The 17,953-nt window shown below is 72.6% G+C and carries 19 protein-coding genes; 6 read left to right on the top strand and 13 right to left on the bottom strand.

Features of this window, described 5'->3' with window-relative positions; translation table 11 throughout:
• Nucleotides 1–775 precede the first annotated feature (775 nt).
• Together B082_RS0123240 and B082_RS0123235 are read left to right on the top strand one after the other, a co-directional pair.
• Nucleotides 776–1,543, top strand: coding sequence for a DUF4239 domain-containing protein (locus B082_RS0123240; RefSeq protein ID WP_018554200.1), 768 nt, complete (start codon nt 776–778; stop codon nt 1,541–1,543).
• 173 nt (nt 1,544–1,716) lie between these two features.
• On the top strand, nt 1,717–2,271 hold the full coding sequence (locus B082_RS0123235; protein WP_018554199.1) for a hypothetical protein: 555 nt from the start codon (nt 1,717–1,719) through the stop codon (nt 2,269–2,271).
• A 94-nt stretch (nt 2,272–2,365) separates the two neighbouring features.
• On the opposite strand, the gene B082_RS0123230 is transcribed toward B082_RS0123235, so the two are convergent.
• Nucleotides 2,366–3,010, bottom strand: a complete 645-nt coding sequence (locus B082_RS0123230; protein WP_018554198.1) for a hypothetical protein — start codon at nt 3,008–3,010, stop codon at nt 2,366–2,368.
• Between the two features lie 314 nt (nt 3,011–3,324).
• On the opposite strand from B082_RS0123230, the gene B082_RS0123225 reads away from it, so the two are divergent.
• Nucleotides 3,325–3,984, top strand: coding sequence for a class F sortase (locus B082_RS0123225; RefSeq protein ID WP_026250103.1), 660 nt, complete (start codon nt 3,325–3,327; stop codon nt 3,982–3,984).
• Between the two features lie 33 nt (nt 3,985–4,017).
• Here B082_RS0123225 and B082_RS0123220 read toward each other — a convergent pair whose 3' ends face one another.
• Nucleotides 4,018–4,860, bottom strand: coding sequence for a polysaccharide deacetylase family protein (locus B082_RS0123220; protein ID WP_026250102.1), 843 nt, complete (start codon nt 4,858–4,860; stop codon nt 4,018–4,020).
• A 163-nt stretch (nt 4,861–5,023) separates the two neighbouring features.
• Between B082_RS0123220 and B082_RS0123215 the strand changes: the two genes are divergently transcribed.
• The gene (locus B082_RS0123215) at nt 5,024–5,485 is read left to right on the top strand and encodes a universal stress protein (RefSeq protein ID WP_026250101.1); all 462 of its coding nucleotides are present in this window, start codon (nt 5,024–5,026) and stop codon (nt 5,483–5,485) included.
• 163 nt (nt 5,486–5,648) lie between these two features.
• A complete protein-coding gene (locus B082_RS0123210) occupies nt 5,649–6,221 on the top strand; it encodes a sigma-70 family RNA polymerase sigma factor (protein ID WP_018554194.1) in 573 nt (190 codons plus the stop codon).
• On the opposite strand, the gene B082_RS0123205 is transcribed toward B082_RS0123210, so the two are convergent.
• Nucleotides 6,155–6,352 carry a zf-HC2 domain-containing protein gene (locus tag B082_RS0123205; RefSeq protein WP_018554193.1) on the bottom strand — a complete coding sequence of 66 codons (198 nt, stop codon included), beginning with the start codon at nt 6,350–6,352 and terminating at the stop codon, nt 6,155–6,157. The two genes, B082_RS0123210 and B082_RS0123205, sit on opposite strands and share 67 nt — an antisense overlap.
• Nucleotides 6,353–6,514: 162 nt before the next feature.
• Between B082_RS0123205 and B082_RS0123200 the strand changes: the two genes are divergently transcribed.
• The gene (locus B082_RS0123200; RefSeq protein ID WP_018554192.1) at nt 6,515–7,018 is read left to right on the top strand and encodes a hypothetical protein; all 504 of its coding nucleotides are present in this window, start codon (nt 6,515–6,517) and stop codon (nt 7,016–7,018) included.
• Nucleotides 7,019–7,042: 24 nt separating this feature from the next.
• Here the strand turns inward: B082_RS0123200 and B082_RS0123195 are convergent, their stop codons facing one another.
• The 10 genes from B082_RS0123195 to B082_RS0123150 form a co-directional block, all read right to left on the bottom strand.
• Nucleotides 7,043–8,233: a sensor histidine kinase gene (locus B082_RS0123195; protein ID WP_018554191.1), complete on the bottom strand. Its 1,191-nt coding sequence runs from the start codon at nt 8,231–8,233 to the stop codon at nt 7,043–7,045.
• Nucleotides 8,230–9,711, bottom strand: coding sequence for a cation acetate symporter (locus tag B082_RS0123190; protein ID WP_018554190.1), 1,482 nt, complete (start codon nt 9,709–9,711; stop codon nt 8,230–8,232). Before B082_RS0123190 ends, B082_RS0123195 begins: the two co-directional genes overlap by 4 nt.
• Entirely contained in the window at nt 9,708–10,070 is a 363-nt protein-coding gene (locus tag B082_RS0123185) for a hypothetical protein (RefSeq protein WP_037710719.1), read from the bottom strand. The genes B082_RS0123190 and B082_RS0123185 overlap by 4 nt, the downstream gene beginning before the upstream one ends.
• A gap of 64 nt (nt 10,071–10,134) precedes the next feature.
• Nucleotides 10,135–10,887 (bottom strand): LytR/AlgR family response regulator transcription factor, encoded by a 753-nt coding sequence (locus B082_RS0123180; protein ID WP_018554188.1) that lies wholly within the window; start codon nt 10,885–10,887, stop codon nt 10,135–10,137.
• Between the two features lie 40 nt (nt 10,888–10,927).
• Nucleotides 10,928–11,788: an Fpg/Nei family DNA glycosylase gene (locus tag B082_RS0123175; protein ID WP_018554187.1), complete on the bottom strand. Its 861-nt coding sequence runs from the start codon at nt 11,786–11,788 to the stop codon at nt 10,928–10,930.
• Nucleotides 11,789–11,821: 33 nt separating this feature from the next.
• Nucleotides 11,822–12,679, bottom strand: coding sequence for an amidohydrolase family protein (locus B082_RS0123170; protein WP_018554186.1), 858 nt, complete (start codon nt 12,677–12,679; stop codon nt 11,822–11,824).
• A 1-nt stretch (nt 12,680) separates the two neighbouring features.
• Nucleotides 12,681–12,992: an L-rhamnose mutarotase gene (locus tag B082_RS0123165; RefSeq protein WP_018554185.1), complete on the bottom strand. Its 312-nt coding sequence runs from the start codon at nt 12,990–12,992 to the stop codon at nt 12,681–12,683.
• A 1-nt stretch (nt 12,993) separates the two neighbouring features.
• Nucleotides 12,994–13,974: an aldo/keto reductase gene (locus tag B082_RS0123160; RefSeq protein WP_026250099.1), complete on the bottom strand. Its 981-nt coding sequence runs from the start codon at nt 13,972–13,974 to the stop codon at nt 12,994–12,996.
• 129 nt (nt 13,975–14,103) lie between these two features.
• Nucleotides 14,104–15,495, bottom strand: coding sequence for a wax ester/triacylglycerol synthase family O-acyltransferase (locus B082_RS0123155; RefSeq protein WP_018554183.1), 1,392 nt, complete (start codon nt 15,493–15,495; stop codon nt 14,104–14,106).
• A gap of 145 nt (nt 15,496–15,640) precedes the next feature.
• Nucleotides 15,641–17,707 (bottom strand): SpoIIE family protein phosphatase, encoded by a 2,067-nt coding sequence (locus B082_RS0123150; RefSeq protein ID WP_018554182.1) that lies wholly within the window; start codon nt 17,705–17,707, stop codon nt 15,641–15,643.
• Nucleotides 17,708–17,953 lie beyond the last annotated feature (246 nt).

Raw genomic sequence — 17,953 nt, 5'->3', positions numbered from 1 at the left:
CGGCCATTGCCGGAGGCAGGGTCGACAATCGGCCATTTCCAGAGAGAGATGGCACCGCGCCCCCTCCCAATTCGCTGCGGCCAAGGGCCCGGCACCGCCCGATCCTTCGGCCGACGCCTCCGAGAGCACTTCCCGGGCCGCAAACCCCCAACGCCCCAGGTCCCCTCCATCAGGCGAATCCGGAAGCCGTCCGGCGTGCCGTCGCACGGCCCGGAACATGCTCCCCGTCGTGTACGGATCACTCTTCTGGCGGCTGACAGCGGCGGTCGCACTCATCTGGCTGCTGACCGCCCCCGCCCCGGCGATCGCCGACAGCTGCGCGTACGCGTCCATCGGGGACGACGGCGGCGGCACGGCCGTGGCCATCAGCGGTGACGGCAACTGCTTCGCCGGGCCGGAGCCCGAGCCCACTCCGACGCCCACACCGAAACCGGCCCCACCTCCCCCGCCACCGCCCCCGGTGCCGTCTCCGCCGCCACCTCCACCTCCACCTCCGCCTCCGCCGCCCGAGCCGGAACCCGAACCGGCACCCCCTCCGCCGCCGCCCCCGCCCCCACCCGCGCCCCGGCCCTCCCCTTCGCGCTCGCCGTCCCCCTCACCGTCCGTGCGACCGCCGTCCCCCGCCCCCGTGGCACTCCCCTCCTACCGCCGCCCGGTACGCAAGGCACCGGAGCGCCACACCTCCCTGGTCACGCTCACCTTGATGATCACAGCCCCCGCGGTGTTCGCCGTCGCCGTGCTGCGGCCTCGCTCCCGATGACCCCCGGAGACGCTCATGTCGGAATGGCTCGTCCTCACCATCGCCCTGGTCGCGGCCACCGCCGTCGTCCTGACCATCGCCCTCCTCAACAACCGCCGGCTTCCCGAGGACGACGACCCGTCCCAGACCCCCGATGTCATCGAGTACATGACGATGATGATCGGCGTGGTCTACGCGATCGTGCTGGGTCTCGCCATCGCCGGTGTCTGGGAAGGCCGCAGCGCGGCACAGGAATACGTACGCCAGGAGGCACAGGCCCTGCACGAGGTCAGCGCGCGCTCGTCCGTCTATCCGCAGGAGGTGCGCACCCGCATCCGGGCCGACGTGGACGCCTACGTCAGCTATGTGCTGCACGACGAGTGGCGCACCATGACCGAGCAGGGGAAGCTCAGCGACCGCGGCACCGAACTGCTGGACCGGGTCCGCGCCGACGTGACGGACTACCGGCCGAAGACCGACCACGAGGGAGAGGCCTACCAGCCGCTGGTCGACCAGGTGGCCGCCGCCGACGACGCCCGCAGCTCCCGGGGCCAGAGCGCCGGCGCCACGATGCCGGGTGTCGTGTGGTTCGGTCTGATCATCGGGGCCCTGGTGACCGTGGGACTGATCTTCACGCTCCAGATCCGCCGGACGTTCCGTGAGCTCCTGCTGGCGGGCCTCTTCAGCGTGCTGATCGCGTTCCTCCTCTTCCTGATCTGGGACTTCGACTCGCCCTTCGGGCGGGGCTTCTCGGCCACCACCGCACCCTTCGTCGATCTGTTCCCCGGGGCCGCCGGCGGGTAGCGGAGTTCCCTCCGGGCGGGTCCGCCGCCCGGGGGACAGCGGTGCCCCATTCGCCGGACCCCGATCGCGGGCGAAATGCACCACTTCTAGCGTGGGCCGCGTTCGAGGTGCATTTCTGACACTTTGTGGAAATCCGTTCCGCAGCTGCTCCTCGGGGACCCGGAGGATTCACCATGCGCGCAATACGTGTCGCCCCGCTCGCTCTGCTCGGTGCCGCGGCGCTCGCCCTGACCGCCCCGGCCGTCGGCGCGTACGCCGCGACGGCGGGCGGGCCGTCGGGCGGCGGGAACGGATACACCGTCACACCGTCGGTGGTCGCGCCGGGCGGCAAGGTCACCCTGGCGGCCAGGGGCTGCTCGACCACGGCCACGGCCTCCTCGGGGGTGTTCGACACCGTCACCATCCCGGTGAACGGCAGCGCGTCGGCCACCGTCGACTGGGACGCCAAGCCGGGCGCCGCCTACGAGGTGACGTTCATCTGCAACACCTCGCCCAGTTCCACGGCCAAGGTGAACCTCACGGTCAGCGCGGCCACGAGCACGCCCACCACGAGCTCGACCAGCACCGCGGCTGCCTCGGCCTCACCGGCCGGAGTGCAGGGCGGGCTCGGCGGCAGCATCGACAGCGTGAACTCCGGTGAGATCGTCGCCGGCACCGCGCTGGCCGTGGCCGCCGGGGCCGGTGTCGTGTTCTTCGTGCGACGGCGCAGGGAGAGCCGCTCGCACTGACGGGTGCGAGCGATGGGGAACGAGAGTCGCCCCGGGTCCTGTCACAGGACTCGGGGCGACTTCGGTTATCGGTCCGGCGGGGACGTCCTCGCGGTCAGACCGCCCCATGGCCCGTCCTGCGACGGCGCATGAGGTACATGCCGCCGCCGAGCGCGGCCGAGGCGACCAGGCCCGCTCCGACACCCATCTCGGCCGGGGTCGCGGCCATCGAGCCGCCGAGGCCGCCCTGCGCGCCACGGCTGTCGAGCACGGTGAAGCGGTGGCCGGCCGTCCGGTCGGTGCCGTCGCACCGCACGGTCAGGTTGTACGAGCCGGGCGTCGCGTCGTTGAGGATGCGGACCCGGGCGTGGCCGACCCGGCCGGCGGAGAGCCGCGTGGTCCGGAACGCGTTGGACGAGACGCTGCCGCCCCGGCCGCAGCCCTCGGCGCTGACCTGCATGGCCGCGCCCTGGTGCACGCGCTCGGGGTCGACGGTCACGTTGTTCGGGCCGTTGTTGCGCCCGTTGTTGTTGCCGTTGTTGTTCCCGTTTCCGTTCCCGTTGTTGTTGCCGTTGTTGTTCCCGTTCCCATTGCCGTTGTTGTTGCCGTTGTTCCAGCCGCCCTGGTCGTTCCAGTCGTTCTGGTTGTTGCCGTTGTTCTGGTTGTTCCCGACATCTCCACCGGCGGCCGCCATCGGGGCACCGAGCCCGAGAGCGGCGACGGCGGTCGCGGCGACAACGAGAGCGCGTGTAGCACGCATCGTTCGAACCTCCACCGGGAAGCGCCCCGGGGCTCTGTGCGCCCGGGATGGATCGACGAGAACGCCTCCCATGACGAACCCTCACCAGATCCTTGATCCACCGCATGTCGGCACTACTCCACACCAGCGATCCGACACGCCGGGCACGCACGCCGGAAACTGATGGATGCGCAGGTCACAGACCGTCAGAACTTTTATCCGCGCGCTACTCCGATAAGCATCCGGGTGCGTCGCCGCCACCCGTTCGCCCTTCTCTGATCGCCGCCCGGCCGCACCGCGCCTAGCGTTCTGCTCGTCGCGACGAAGGGATGACCATGGGCCGGGACAACTGGCGACCCGAACGGATCAGATACTCGCCCTGGGGCGCGCTCGCCCTGGCGATGCTCACCGGTCTGGCACTGATGCGCAACGGTGCCGACCTCTCCCCCGGCCCCCCGCAGCCGGTCGCCGCCGCCTCCGTCGGCCAGCAGAAGAGCGCCCCCGCGGCCCCGGTGGCGGGCCCGTCGGTCAAGCCCCTGGCGTACGCGCCCGTCGCCCGCGTGGCCATCCCGGCCATCCAGGTCGACGCGCCGGTCATCGATGTGAACCTCGATCCGGACGGCTGGATCGAGACGCCGCCGCCGGAGGACCCCAACCTGGCGGGCTGGTACCAGAACGGCATCGCCCCCGGGCAGCTCGGCACCTCCGTCGTCGTCGGCCACGTCGACAACAAGGCGGGGCCCGCCGTCTTCTACGGCCTCGGCTCGCTGAAGAAGGGCGACCGCGTCGAGATCGAGCGCAGCGACGACCGCGTGGCGGTCTTCGAGGTCTACGGCGTCGAGGTCTACGACAAGAACGACTTCCCCGGCGCCCGCGTCTACGGCGACACCGGACAGGCGGAGCTGCGGGTCATCACCTGCGGCGGCGGATACACCAAGGCCAACGGCTACGACGGCAACGTCGTGGTCTTCGCCCGTCTGGTGGAGACCCGCTGAACCCCCGATCCGCCGACTGCGCCGAACGAGCTGTCAGCGGCGGTGCGGCACAGTGAGCCGGTATCCGTCGGCCAGCAGCTCGGGCAGATACCGGCCCAGCGCCGCCACGCTCTGCGAGCGGTTGCCGCCCGCGTCGTGGGAGAGCACCACAACGCCGGGGCCCGCCCCCTGCGTCACCCGGCGCACGATGCTGTCGGTGCCGGGTACGGTCCAGTCGAGGGTGTCCACGGTCCAGGCCATCGGCTCCATGCCCATCGCGGCGCCGATCTCGAAGGAGTTGCGGTTCCAGGCACCGTAGGGCGCCCGGTACCAGAGCGGCGCGGCGCCGGTGACCTTCTCGATCACGTCGCTGGTGCGGCCCAGCTCGTCGGTGATGCCCGCCCGGGAGAGCTTGGTGACCAGGGGGTGCGTCCACGAGTGGTTGCCCACGGTGTGCCCCTCGTCGGCGATCCGGCGGACGAGGTCCCGGTTGTCGTTCGCCATCTCGCCGCACAGGAAGAACATCGCCCGGACGTCGTGCTCGCGCAGCGTGTCCAGGATGTGCGGGGTGTAGAGCGGATCGGGACCGTCGTCGAAGGTCAGCACCATCGCGTGGCCGATGTCGGTCAGCTTCTCGAACGGCCGGGTGCGCACCGGCGGCGCCGCCGGGCGGTAGCGGGGCGGCGTGTGTCCCGTCATGGGGCGCAGTTTATAGGCGAGCGGTCCGGTCCTGAGGGCGGCGGGCTGCGGTCCCGCCGCCCCCGCGGCCTTCGGCGCGGGCCGTGGCGGTGAGCCGACGGGGTCCGCGGCGACGAGGCGCACGGCGGTGGCGGCGCCCAGGCCGGCGGCCAGCCGCAGGAGCGTTCTGCGCAGGGGCAGCCTGTGATCACTCTTCATGCCCCACTGCTCGCACGTCTGCTCGGCCGCGGGCTTCAGCGACACCGCCTGCCGGGGGTTTTGCACCCGGATGGAGGGAGTACGTCCGCGCACGTGGCTGCGGGGGCGTGGCCTCCGGGAGGCCGGGGCGGGGGCGCGGGGGCGAGCCGATAGCCTCACTGCCGTGACAGCTCAGCAGCCCCACCAGTTCGAACGTGGCACAGACGGTCCCAAGGTGATCGTCGCGGGCCTCGACGGTTCGGAGTCCTCGATGCGTGCCGCGGCCTACGCCGCCGGGCTCGCCCGCCGCCAGGGGGCCAAGCTCGCCCTGGTGTACGTCCAGCCGGTGCTGCCCGCGGGCGCCGCGCTCGGGGCTCCGGTCGGTGACGCGACGGGGGAGGTCGCCGAGGGGCTGGTGAGCGAGATCCGCGCGGCGACGGAGCGGCTGAAGGACATATGGGACGTGCGCTGGGAGTTCCACACCTTCCGCGGTGACCCGTACAACGGTCTGGTGACGGCCGCCGACGAACTCAAGGCGGACGCCGTCGTGGTGGGCGCCTCGGAGTCGGCGGGCCACCGCTTCATCGGCTCGGTCGCCGTCCGTCTGGTGAAGGCGGGCCGCTGGCCGGTCACCGTGGTCCCGTAACACCCCGTCCGGCAGCCGCCCGACCGCTCACCGCACCATTCGCCGCTCTGTGCGACCGCTCGTCGCACGGGGCGGTGTTTGTCCTGTCCCTCGTGGCCTGAATGCGTTCGTATACGCCAGTCAGCAGCGAGGCGGCAGGGCCTTGGCGGAAAGGGCGTTCACCATGACCACGACGACGACGACCGATGAGCGGGCCCTCGCGGAGCTCCAGCGTGAACACGGACCCGCCCTGTTCCACTTTCTGCTCGGCCTGACCTTCGGCGACCGGCAGCGGGCCGAGGACCTCCTCCAGGAGACGCTGGTGCGGGCCTGGCAGCACCCGGAGGCCTTCGACGGGCCGTACGAGTCGATGCGGCCCTGGCTGTTCACCGTCGGGCGCCGGCTGGCGATCGACGCCCGCCGCTCGCGGCTGGCCCGGCCCGCCGAGGTCAGTGACGTGGTCCTGGAGTGCGCCCCGGCGGGGACCGACACCGCAGAGTCCGCGGTCGCCGCGCTCGACGTGCGCGAAGCCGTACGCGCCCTGAGCCCGGAGCACCGGTCGGTGCTCGTGCAGATCTACTTCCGCGGGCTGAGCGTGGGCGAGACGGCCCAGGTGCTCGGGATACCGGCGGGCACGGTCAAGTCCCGTTCGTACTACGCGCTGCGGCTGCTTTCCCGTAATCTGCCCGGTTACTCCAGCAGATCCTCCTCCCGCACCAGTGCCAGCAGCTGCGCCGCCTCCGCGACCGCCGCGTAGTCGGCGGCGCAACGGTCGCAGCGGCTCAGGTGACGGGCGACCGTGCGGGCCTCGGCGGCGGGCAGCGCGTCCAGGACGTAGGCGCCGAGCAACTGCCTCATGTGCGGTCCCTCCCCGGGGTCGGCGGTCATCGCAACCTCATGTCTGTGACGGATCGGGTCCGGCGGATCCTGCCCTTCTGGCCACGCGGGCCGCGCTCCCCCGGTTCAATGCTGCGTGGGGAACCGGCCGGGGGCCCGCGGCCGCACGGTCCCCGCACCCGGTGCCGAGAAAAGGAAATGAGGCGATTCGGGATGCGCCCGGAACGTCATGAGGGGTCCGGCGGGGGCGAACTGCCGGTCCCGATGGCCTGGATGTACGCCGAGTACCTCGCCGACGAGCTGCTGCTGACCGGTGACCTGATGGAGCCGGCGACGCTGGAGTACCGGGCAGGGCGCGACGCGCTCGCGCTGACCATCTTCCTCCTGGACAGCGCGGTGGCCGAGGCCCTGCCCGCGGCCCGGGTGGACGAGCTGCGCCTGCTCACCGCGTACGGGCCGCCGTGGCGCCGGTGGGTGTGCGACCGGCTCGGTGCTCACGCGCCCGGATGCTCGGACGCCGATCTGGCGCTTGCGCGGGCGGCCTGGCGGTGGCTGGAGGAGACCGAGCTGCTGGCCGCCGACCTGGAGGCCATCGGCCCGCTGCCCTGGGAGGAGGACGACGGCGCGGACCCGGTCGCCGAGGACGCCGCCCAGGTGTGGACCCCGGCGTGGCAGCTGGGCCTGCCGCTGGGGCATCTGGCGGTCCACCTGTACTGAGAGGCCGGCCGGAGTGGCGGGCGGTCAGGAACCGTGCACGCCCGCGCGGTACTTCGGCAGCCGTACGGTGATCCGCATCCCGGCGCCGATGCCCGTCTCGATGACGAGGCCGTAGTCGTCCCCGTACACCTGGCGCAGCCGTTCGTCCACGTTGAGCAGGCCGATGCCGGTGGATCTGCCGCCCTCGCCGCGCAGGATGTGGCGCAGCCGCTGGGGGTCCATGCCGGTGCCGTCGTCCTCGATGACGACCTCGGCCTCGGAGCCGGCGTCCAGGGCGCTGATGGTGATGCGGCTGGAGGTGACGGCGCCTTCGAGGCCGTGTTTGACGGCGTTCTCGACGAGCGGCTGGAGGCAGAGGAAGGGCAGGGCGACGGGCAGTACCTCGGGGGCGACCTGGAGGGTGACGGAGAGCCGTTCGCCGAAGCGGGCCCGGACCAGGGCGAGGTACTGGTCGATGGAGTGAAGTTCGTCGGCGAGGGTGGTGAAGTCACCATGGCTGCGGAACGAGTAGCGGGTGAAGTCTGCGAATTCCAGGAGCAGTTCGCGGGCCTGTTCCGGGTCGGTGCGGACGAAGGAGGCGATGGCGGCCAGGGAGTTGAAGATGAAGTGCGGGGAGATCTGCGCGCGCAGGGCCCTGATCTCCGCCTCGATGAGCTGGGTGCGCGAGCGGTCGAGTTCGGCGAGTTCCAGCTGGACGCACACCCAGCGGGCGACCTCGCCGGCCGCCCTGGCCAGGACGGCGGACTCGCGCGGGGCGTAGGCGACGAGGGTGCCGAGCACTCGGTGGTCGACGGTGAGGGGCACGGCGACGGCCCACTTCAGCGGGCAGTCCAGGTCCTCGCAGTCGCTGCGGAAGGCGGTGTCGCGGCCGGTCTCCAGGACGCCCGCGACCTGTTCCATGACGTGCCGCCCGTGGTGGTCGCCCTCGCCGTGCCAGACCAGGACCCGGTCGCGGTCGGTGAGGCACAGGGCGTCGGTGCCCAGCAGGGAGCGCAGCCTGCGGGCGGACCTGCGGGCGCTGTCCTCGGTGAGCCCGGCGCGCAGCGGGGGTGCGGCCAGGGAGGCGGTGTGCAGCGTCTCGAAGGTGGCGTGCTCCACGGGTGTGCCCACGTCGCTGGTGCGCACGGGTCTGGCGGTGCGCCGGCCGATCAGGAGGCCGCCGCCGAACAGGAGCAGGGCGAGCAGGACGATGACGGCGTATCCGGCCCCGGTCACCGGTGCCTCCCGGTGGTGAGCGCCTCGGGCAGGTGGAAGCGGGTCATGGCGGCGTTGGTGCCGGGGGGTATGCGGCCCGGGGTGGCGAGCGAGACCAGGATCATGGCGAGGAACCCGACGGGCACGGACCAGACCGCGGGCCAGGCGAGCAGGGCGTGCGGCCAGCCGGGCGGGCGCACCGCGCCGCTGACCGTGATGGCGACGGACAGCAGCGCGGAGCCACCGCCCAGCAGCAGGCCGGCGACGGCTCCCGGCGGGGTGAGCCGGCGCCACCAGATGCCGAGGACCAGCAGTGGGCAGAAGGAGGACGCGGAGACGGCGAAGGCCATGCCCACGGAGTCGGCGACGGGGACCCGGCTGACCATCAGCGAGCCGGCCAGCGGGACGGAGATGGCGAGGACGGTGGACAGCCGGAAGTGCCGTACCCCGCGCGAGGGCAGCACGTCCTGGGTGATGACCCCGGCGACGGCCATGGTCAGTCCGGACGCGGTGGACAGGAACGCGGCGAAGGCGCCGCCGGCGACGAGCGCGCCGAGCAGGTCGCCGCCGAGGCCGCCGATGACCCGGCCCGGCAGCAGCAGCACGGCGGCGTCGGCGTCGCCGCCGTGGATGAGCTCGGGGGCGTACAGCCGGCCGAGCGCGCCGTAGACGGGCGGCAGGAGGTAGAAGACGCCGATCAGTGCGAGGACGGCGACGGTGGTGCGGCGGGCGTCGCGGCCGTTGGGGCTGGTGTAGAAGCGGACGACGACGTGCGGCAGGCCCATGGTGCCGAGGAAGGTGGCGACGATGAGGCCGTAGGTGGCGTACAGCGGGTGGTCGGCGCGGAAGGCGGAGAGGTGCTCGTCGAAGGTGATGCGGGGCTGCCCGTCACCCTGCCAGGCCAGGACCAGGAAGATCGCCGGGACGAGGAGTGCGGTCAGCTTCAGCCAGTACTGGAAGACCTGCACGAAGGTGATCGAGCGCATGCCTCCGGCGGCGACGGCGAGGACGACCACGGAGGCCACCAGCACGTCGCCGAGCCAGCCGGGCGCCCCGGTGAGGATCTTGAGGGTGAGGCCGGCGCCCTGGAGCTGGGGGACGAGGTAGAGCCAGCCGGCGCCGACGACGAGCACGCTGACGAGTCTGCGTACGTGCAGGGACTCAAGGCGTCCTTCGGCGAAGTCGGGGAGGGTGTACGCCCCCGAGCGGCGCAGCGGGGCCGCGACGAAGACCAGCAGCACCAGGTAGCCGGCGGTGTAGCCGACCGGGTACCACAGCATGTCGGGCCCGTGGACGAGGACGAGCCCGGCGATGCCGAGGAAGGAGGCGGCGGAGAGGTATTCGCCGCTGATGGCGGCGGCGTTGAGCCGGGGGCGCACGGTGCGCGAGGCGACGTAGAAGTCGGAGGTGGTGCGGGAGATCCGCAGCCCGAATCCGCCGACGAGGACGGTGGCCAGGACGACGACGGCGACGGCCGTCACCGCGTACGTGCGGCTCACGGGGCGGGGCGGCCTTCCACGAGCCGGGCGAAGTCGCTCTCGTTGCGTTCGGCCCGGCGCACGTACCACCAGGCGAGCAGGGTGAGCGGTGGGTAGGCGGCGAAGCCGAGGACGGCCCAGACGACGGCGGAGCTGTGCAGGGCCTCGAAGACGAGGGGCAGGGTGCCGACGACGGCGGCGAGCACGGCGAAGGCGGTGAGCCCGGCCCGCAGCTGCCCGCGCATCAGCGAGCGCACGTACGCGCCGCCGAGTGCGGTCTGCTCGTCGATCTCCGACTGGGTGCGGTAGCGCGGCAGCGGGCGGACCCGCCGGGGCTCCCCCGTCACCACTTCGCGCCGGGGTGTGGGCTCTGCGGACATGGGGCCGGAGTGTAGGCGGCACCCGGCCCCGCTGGGAAGGGGTTTCGGGCCCGGTCGGCGCTGGTCAGCGGCCGGTGCGGCGCATCAGCAGATCGCGCAGCGCGCGGGTGTGGCGGCGGCTGACGGCCAGCTCCGCGGTGCCGATGCGCACGCTCATGCTGCCGGCGTCCAGGCGCAGTTCGTCGATCCTGTCGAGCGCCACGAGGTGGCGGCGGTGGATGCGGACGAAGCCGCGGGCGCGCCAGCGCTCCTCCAGGGTGGTCAGGGGGACGCGCACGAGGTGGCTGCCGGTGTCGGTGTGCAGCCGGGCGTAGTCGCCCTGGGCCTCGGCGTAGGCGATGTCGTCGATGGGCACGAAGCGGATGACGCCGCCCAGTTCGACGGGGATCTGGTCGTGGGCGGTGTCGTGGACGGGCGCGGTACGGTCGCCGACCTGTTCGGCCACGCGCCGCACGGCCTCGGCGAGCCGTTCGCGGCGGACGGGCTTGAGTACGTAGTCGACGGCCTTGAGGTCGAAGGCGTGGACGGCGAAGCCCTCGTGGGCGGTGACGAAGACGATGCGCGGGGGCGCGGCGAAGCCGGCCAGCAGCTGGGCGACGTCGAGTCCGGTCAGGCCCGCCATGTGGATGTCGAGGAAGACGACGTCGATGGCGGACGGGTCGTCGGGCCCGGCGTCGACGGCGGCGCCGATGCGGCGCAGCGCCTCGGTGGCGCCGGTGGCTCCTTCGGCGCTGCGGATGCGGGGGTCGGCGCGCAGGAGGTAGAGGAGTTCCTCCAGTGCGGGTTCTTCGTCGTCGACGGCGAGTACGCGGAGCATGGGCGGGAGTGTAGGGCCTGCTCCCGACGTATGGGCGGTGCTACTTGAGCAGTCTGGACAGGCGGCGGTCCGCGAGGGGTTTCCCGCCGGTCTGGCAGGTCGGGCAGTACTGGAGCGAGGAGTCGCTGAAGGACACCTCGCGGATGGTGTCCCCGCAGACCGGGCAGGGCCGGCCGGTGCGCCCGTGGACGCGCATCGCGCTCTTCTTCTCGGCCTTGAGACGGCCGGCCTCCACCCCGCCGGAGCGGGCGACGGCATCCTCCAGTGTGGTGCGCAGGGCCGTGTACAGCCGGGTGATCTCCTCGTCGGTGAGGCGGGCGGTGAGCTTGAACGGCGACATCTTCGCGACGTGCAGGATCTCGTCGCTGTAGGCGTTGCCGATGCCGGCGATGAGCGACTGGTCGCGCAGGGCGCCCTTGATCTGGCGGCGTTCCCCTTCGAGCAGTGCGGCGAACGCGTCCCGGTCGAAGGAGGGCACGAGCGGGTCGGGCCCGAGCCGGGCGATTCCGGGCACATCGGCGGGGTCGCGCACGAGGTGGACGGCGAGGCGTTTGGTGGTGCCGGCCTCGGTCAGGTCGAAGCCGTCGCCGCCGGTCAGGACGGTGCGCAGGGCGAGCGGGCCCTTGCCGGGGCGGGGCGGGGTCTCGGGGAAGCCTTCCTTCCAGCGGAGCCAGCCGGCACGGGCGAGGTGGGTGATCAGATGCAGCGGGCCGACGCCGATGTCGAGGAACTTGCCGTGCCGCGTCACGTCCGTGACCGTGCCGCCGTGCAGCGCGGTGAGGGGCGGGTCGTACGTCTTCAGGACGCTGATGGCGAGCGGGAGGACGCGGTCGATCTCCCTGCCGACGAGATGGTCGTCGAGGAAGAGCCGCAGGGCTTCGACTTCCGGCAGTTCGGGCATGGTTCCAGCCTGCCGCAGCCGCGCCCCGGGCGCCTATCGGAGGCCGTACACCCGCTCGGCGGTGGTGGCGAGCACGGCGTCGCGCTCATGGTCGCCCAGTTCCCCGATCAGGGTGCGGGCGGTGTCCAGGACCTCGGCGTAGGTCGCGGCGAGCCGGCACACCGGCCAGTCGGAGCCGAACATGAGGCGGTCGGGGCCGAAGGCGTCGATGACGGTCCGGGCGTACGGGCGCAGGTCCGCCGCGCTCCAGGTGCGCCAGTCGGCCTCGGTGACGAGTCCGGAGAGTTTGCAGACGGTGTTGGGGAGCGCGGCGAACGCCCCGAGGTCGTCGGCCCAGGGGTGGGTGCGGCCCGCGGCGACGGGCGGTTTGCCCGCGTGGTCGAGGACGAGGACGAGTCCGGGCAGCAGGGCGGCCGCCCGGGTGGCGGCGGGCAGCTGGTGCGGGAGGACCACCAGGTCGTAGACGAGCCCGGCGTCGGCCACGGCGGCCAGCCCGCGCAGCACGTCGGGCCGCAGCAGCCAGTCGGGGTCGGGTTCGCCCTGGACCTGGTGGCGCAGGCCGACGAGCCGGTCGCCGCCCGGGAGTTCGCGCAGGGCGGCCAGGGTGTCGGCGATGTCCGGGGCGGTGAGGTCGCTCCAGCCGACGACACCGGCCACCAGGTCGCTGCCGTCGGCGAGCGCCAGGAATTCGGGGGTCTCATCGGCCACCGTGACGGTCTGGACCAGCACCGTCGCGCAGACCCCCGCCGTCCGGGCCTCCGGCTCCAGGTCGGCGAGGGTGAAGTCGCGGCGCAGGGGCGCGAGGTCCTCGCCCGTGATCCAGTCCTGGTCGCGTACCGCGAGGTCCCACACATGGTGGTGGGCGTCGACGACGCGCGGACGGGCGGTCATCTCACAGCTCCCAGACGACGGGGAGGCCCGCTTCGGCGCCGTCGGCGGAGTAGTCGTGCGCGACGTCCAGGAGCCCGTCCATCCTGGCCTGCCAGGCGACGTTGACGGGCAGGTGCTCCAGTTCAGCGAGGAGGCGGGCGTAGTCGTCGCACTCGATGAGGTGGAACAGGTCGGTGCCGCTGCGCCAGATCGTCCAGGAGCCGGCGCCCGCGGCCCGGATCGCGCGGGTCAGCTCGGGCGGCACCTCGCGGTGCGCGGCCTCGTACGCGGCGACGCGGTCGGCGCGGACCTCGGTGTGCAGGGCTATACGCATGTCAGTGTCCGTTCCCGGGCAGCAGGCCCTGGTCGCGCAGGTCGTCCCAGAGTTCGTCGGGGATCTCCCGGTTCAGCTGTGCGGCGGCGTCGCGCACCTCGTCCGGGGAGCGGGTGCCGACGAGCACCCCGGCGACGGCCGGGTGGGTGAGCGGGTAGTGCAGGGCGGCGGCGCGCAGGGGCACGCCGTGCGCCTCGGTGACGCTCTTCAGGTGCAGGGCCCGGTCCAGCAGGTCGAGCGGGGCGGTGGTGTAGTCGTAGGTCGCGCCGGGGCGGGGGTCGGCGAGGAGACCGGAGTTGAACACCCCGCCGACGACGACGCTGCGGCCGCGTGCGGCGGCGGCGGGGAGCAGGTCGGTGAGCGCGGACTGGTCGAGGAGGGTGTGGCGGCCCGCGCAGAGGACCACGTCGACATCAGTGTCCAGGACGAAGCGGGTGAGCATCGCGGTCTGGTTCATGCCGGCGCCGATCGCCCCGACGACCCCTTCCGCGCGCAGCCGCTCCAGTTCCGGGTACGCCTCGTGGAAGGCGGCTTCCGGGTGGTCGTCGGGGTCGTGGAGGTAGGCGACGTCGATGCGGTCGAGGCCGAGGCGTTCGAGGCTGTCCTCGATGCTGCGGCGGACCCCGGCGGCGCTGAAGTCCCAGCGGCGGCGGTGCGTGGCGCGTACGGCGAAGCCCTCGGAGAGCCCTTCGGGGGCGGCTTCCCCGGCGGGCAGCGGGTCGAGCACGCGGCCGACCTTGGTGGAGAGGGCGTAGGCGTCGCGCGGGCGGCGTCGCAGGGCTTCGCCCAGACGCCGTTCGGAGAGGCCGAGCCCGTAGTGCGGCGCGGTGTCGAAGTAGCGGATGCCCGCGTCCCAGGCGGCGTCGACGGCCGCCGCGGCACGCTCCGGCTCCACCGCGCTGAAGAGGTTGCCGATGGCGGCCGCGCCGAAGGAGAGCGCGGTGACTTCGACCGTGCTGTTTCCCAGCCTGTTGCGCTGCATTCCCTCGCCGCCCTGCCCGATGATCGCTGCCACACAGCGAATATTCATCGGATCACTTGGGCGCGTCAACACCCCTGCAACGATCAAATACCGCGACAGGGCGGTGATCTGTCCGACCTATGGCCGCGATCACTGCCTCTCCCCCACCACCGAGAGGAGTACGGCCGCCTCCTGTTCGACGCACCGCGCCAGCCGCTCCAGATCCGGGAGCGCCTTGCCGTCGGCGACCAGACCGATGTGCACGCGCGAGCCGTACGTGGTCAGCGCGACGGCCATGGACTGCCCCCGGGCCAGTGGGGCCATCGGGTAGAGGGCGCTCAGGGGGCAGCCGGCCAGCGAGAGCCGCGAGCGCGGCAGAGGCACGCTGGTGACCAGGACGTCGAAGAGCATCCGGGCCGCGTTCCCGGCGAGCGGGGCGCCGAAACGGTGGGCCAGCGAGGGAAGCTGATCGGCCAGTACGGCGACCGCTCCGGCTCCCCGCAGCGGTCCGGCCGCCTTGTTGCGGTCCATCGCCTCGCGCACCGCCCGCAGCCGCTCCCGGGGATCACCCTCGGAGACGGGGAGGCCGAGGAGGTAGGCGGAGAGGCGGTTGCCGGTCGCGGCGGCCGCACCGCCGGGCCTGCGGCGGGAGACGGGGACCAGGGCGCGCGGATCGTCACCGGGCAGGGACTCGCCGCGCTCCAGCATCCAGCGGCGCAGCCCGCCCGCCACGACCGTGAGCAGAACGTCGTTGCCCGTACCGCCGGAGACCCGGCGGATGCGCCGCACGGTTTCGAGGCCGAGGTCGGCCGTGGCCAGCCGCCGGGTCCCGCTGGAGCCCGCCCTGAGCGCCGGTGCGCCGCGCGGGTCGAGGCGGCCCGCCCGTACCAGTGACGCCCCGACGCCGAAGGCCCGGCCGAGGTCCTCGATCCGGCCCAGGGCGAGCCCGGCGACCTGGCGCGGGCCCGGCATCCAGGAGCGGGGCGGCACGGGCCGCGGCCGGGCGGACGGGGCGGCGGACCGGGGGCGGGCGGTGGCCGAGGCGATCTCGTCGAAGATCCCGGCCCCGATGGCGACCGCCCGCATGCCGTCGGCCAGGGCGTGGTGGAGCTTGACGAGTACGGCGAAGGGGCCGTCGGCGGGGCCGTCGATGAGGTACATCTCCCAGGGCGGCAGCCCCCGCCGCAGCGGCCGCTCCATCAGCTCGCCCGCCAGCCGGGTAGCCGCGGCCATGAAGCCCCCGTCGCGGGGAGCCGCCTCCTCCGCGGGCAGCCGCACCCGGGTGAGATGGCGGTCCACATCGAAGTCCTTGTCGGCGAACCAGGCCGCGCCGCCGACGGGCAGCAGCACGTCGCGCACCCGCATGCGCAGCCGGGGAATCGCCGAGGCCCTGGCGCCGAGCAGCCCGAGGAGCGCGTCGGGGCCGGGGGCGCCGCCCGGGGGCGGGGAGAACACGGCGAGCGCGCCGAGGTGCATGGGGTGGGCGGCGGACTCAAGGTGCCAGAAAGCCAGGTCGAGGGGTGCCAGCAGCTCAGTGCCCAACGGGTCCTCATGTCATCGAAGACGGAGACCGACCACGACCAGTCAATCCCTCGCGGTACATTACGGTCAAGTACGGTCATGTTACTTTGCGTTACATCTCTGTTCCGCTCAAATCGTGCTCCGTTCGGGCGACGCGCGGGTCCGGTCAGCCGCGTGGCGGAATGACGAACTCGCACCAGACGCACTTGCCGGTCCCCCGCGACTCGACTCCCCAGGCGTCCGCCAGCTGGTCGACCAGCATCAGTCCGCGCCCGGAGACCCCCGACTCACCGGCGTCCCGGCGGCGCGGCAGCGCGCTCGACCGGTCCTCGACGTCGACCCGCAGCCGCCGCTCGGGGCCCGTGAGCACCCGGATGGTGACGATCGCGCCGCCGTCGGTGTGCATCAGGGCGTTGGTGATCAGCTCGTCGGCGGCCAGCTCGATCTCGTCGGCCCGGTCCTTCGCCCCCCAGGCCCGCACCGCCGCGCGGATCATGTGGCGGGCCGAGCTGAGCGCCTCCGGGTCGTTCTGTGCGACGTGCTGCTGGAGCCGCCCGCCCGGCTGCGGGGCCTGTACGGCCTTCCGGCGCAGGAGCAGGATCGCCACGTCGTCCTCGCCGCCGTGCTCGTCCACCGATGTGCAGAGCCGGTCGGCCAGCTGTTGGAGGTCCCGCGGGCCGCTCCTGATCAGTTCGGTGAGCCGCTGCGTACCCTCGTCCAGATCGGAGCCGGGCAGCTCCACCAGGCCGTCGGTGAACAGCACCATGGTCTGCCCCGGGTCCAGCTCGACCGTGCCGACCGGGTATTCGAGCCGCCCGAACTCGGCGGAGAGCCCCAGCGGCAGCCCGCCCTCCGACGGCACCCTGCGGCAGCTGCCGTCGGTGTCGCGCAGCAGCGGGTCCACATGGCCGGCCCGGACCAGCTGGACCACCCCGGTGGTCAGGTCGGTCTCGGCGTAGGTGCAGGTCGCGAAGCGGTCGGTGTCGAGTTCGTGCAGGAAGACGGAGGCCCGCGCCATGACCGTGGCGGGGCTGTGCCCCTCGGCGGCGTACGCCCGCAGCACGATGCGCAGCTGCCCCATCACGGCGGCCGCGTGCGTGTCATGGCCCTGGACGTCGCCGATGACGGCGCCGACCCGGCCACCGGGCAGCGGGATGACGTCGTACCAGTCGCCGCCGATGTCCCGGCCCAGCCGGGCCGAGCGGTAGCGCACGGCGATCTGGGCGCCCGGCACATCGGGAATCCGGCGCGGCAGCATGGCCTGCTGGAGCCCCTCGGCGAGGTCGTGCTCCTGTTCGTAGAGCATGGCGCGCTGGAGGCTCTGGGCGATGGAGCTGCCGAGGGCGAGCAGGAGGTTGCGTTCGTCGGCGCTGAAGCCGTCCTTGTCGCTGTAGAGCAGGCCGAGCGCGCCGATGGGGCGGGCCTGGGCGATCAGCGGCAGATAGGCGGCAGAGGTGATGCCGAGGTGGCTGATGTGGGGCCACAGGCCGGGGTAGGCGGCGGCGAAGTCGTCGGCCGACTCGATGAATCGGGGGCCGAGCGTGCGGACGACCTCGCTCATCGGGTACTGCTCGTCCGTGCGGGTGTAGCGCGTCCCCGGGACGAACGAACCCTCGGGCCCGTCGGCCACCAGGTGGATGCGGCCGGCCTCGATCAGCCCCATGACCAGGCTGGTCGCGCCGAGCAGGGCGAGCCCCTCGGAGTTCTTCAGGACCTCGATGACGTCCTTGACCGTACGGGCGTGGGCCAGCGCCGCCGTGGTGGCGTCCACGAGGCTGGTCCGGTGACGCAGCCCCTCGTCCAGTTCGCGGCGGGCGGTGGATTCGGCGAGCTCCTGGGTGGCGTCCCTGACGATGCCGATGATCCGGCGCGGCCGTCCGGTGCCGTCGCGCCGCACGAAGCCCTGGGTGTGCGTCCAGCGCAGCGTCCCGTCGCGCCGCTGCACGCGGAAGTAGGCGCCGTAGTTGCTCCGGCCGCTCTTGAGCGCCTGCGACACCATGGAGTCCAGCCGGACCGCCTCGTCCGGCGGCACCCGCCGCCCGAGCGACTCCGGCCGGTTGTCGTACTCGTCGTCCCTCAGGTCGAACACGTCGAGGGCATAGCGGTCCATGTGCATGAGGCCACTGTCGAGATCCCAGTCGAAGCTGCCCATTCGGTTCAGGGCGAGGCTGAGATCCGGGTGGGCGGGCCAGTCGTCCGGGAGTGACAGGGCACCCGCGACCCGATCATCCATGTGCGTCACTCTGCCACCATTTGTCCGAATCTTCGACCGAGCCGTCCACCTGGTGAATGTGCAATGGAACACATTTACGGAAGGTCCGGAAGGGCCGGTTTCCACGGAATTGCAGCATCGGCCGACCGGGACGGAGGCCGGATACCGCCTGGTAACACGGCACCCGCCCCGAAACCGGGCCGAAGCAGCGGCTAACGTGTCCGGCGGGGGTCGACTAAGCCTTGCCTTACCAACCCGGCCCCGCTT

Source organism: Streptomyces sp. ATexAB-D23 (genome assembly GCF_000373645.1).
Classification (GTDB): Bacteria; Actinomycetota; Actinomycetes; order Streptomycetales; family Streptomycetaceae; genus Streptomyces; species Streptomyces castrisilvae.
The sequence above is the reverse complement of the archived record's forward strand: the minus strand, read 5'-3'. Positions and strand labels throughout refer to the sequence as shown.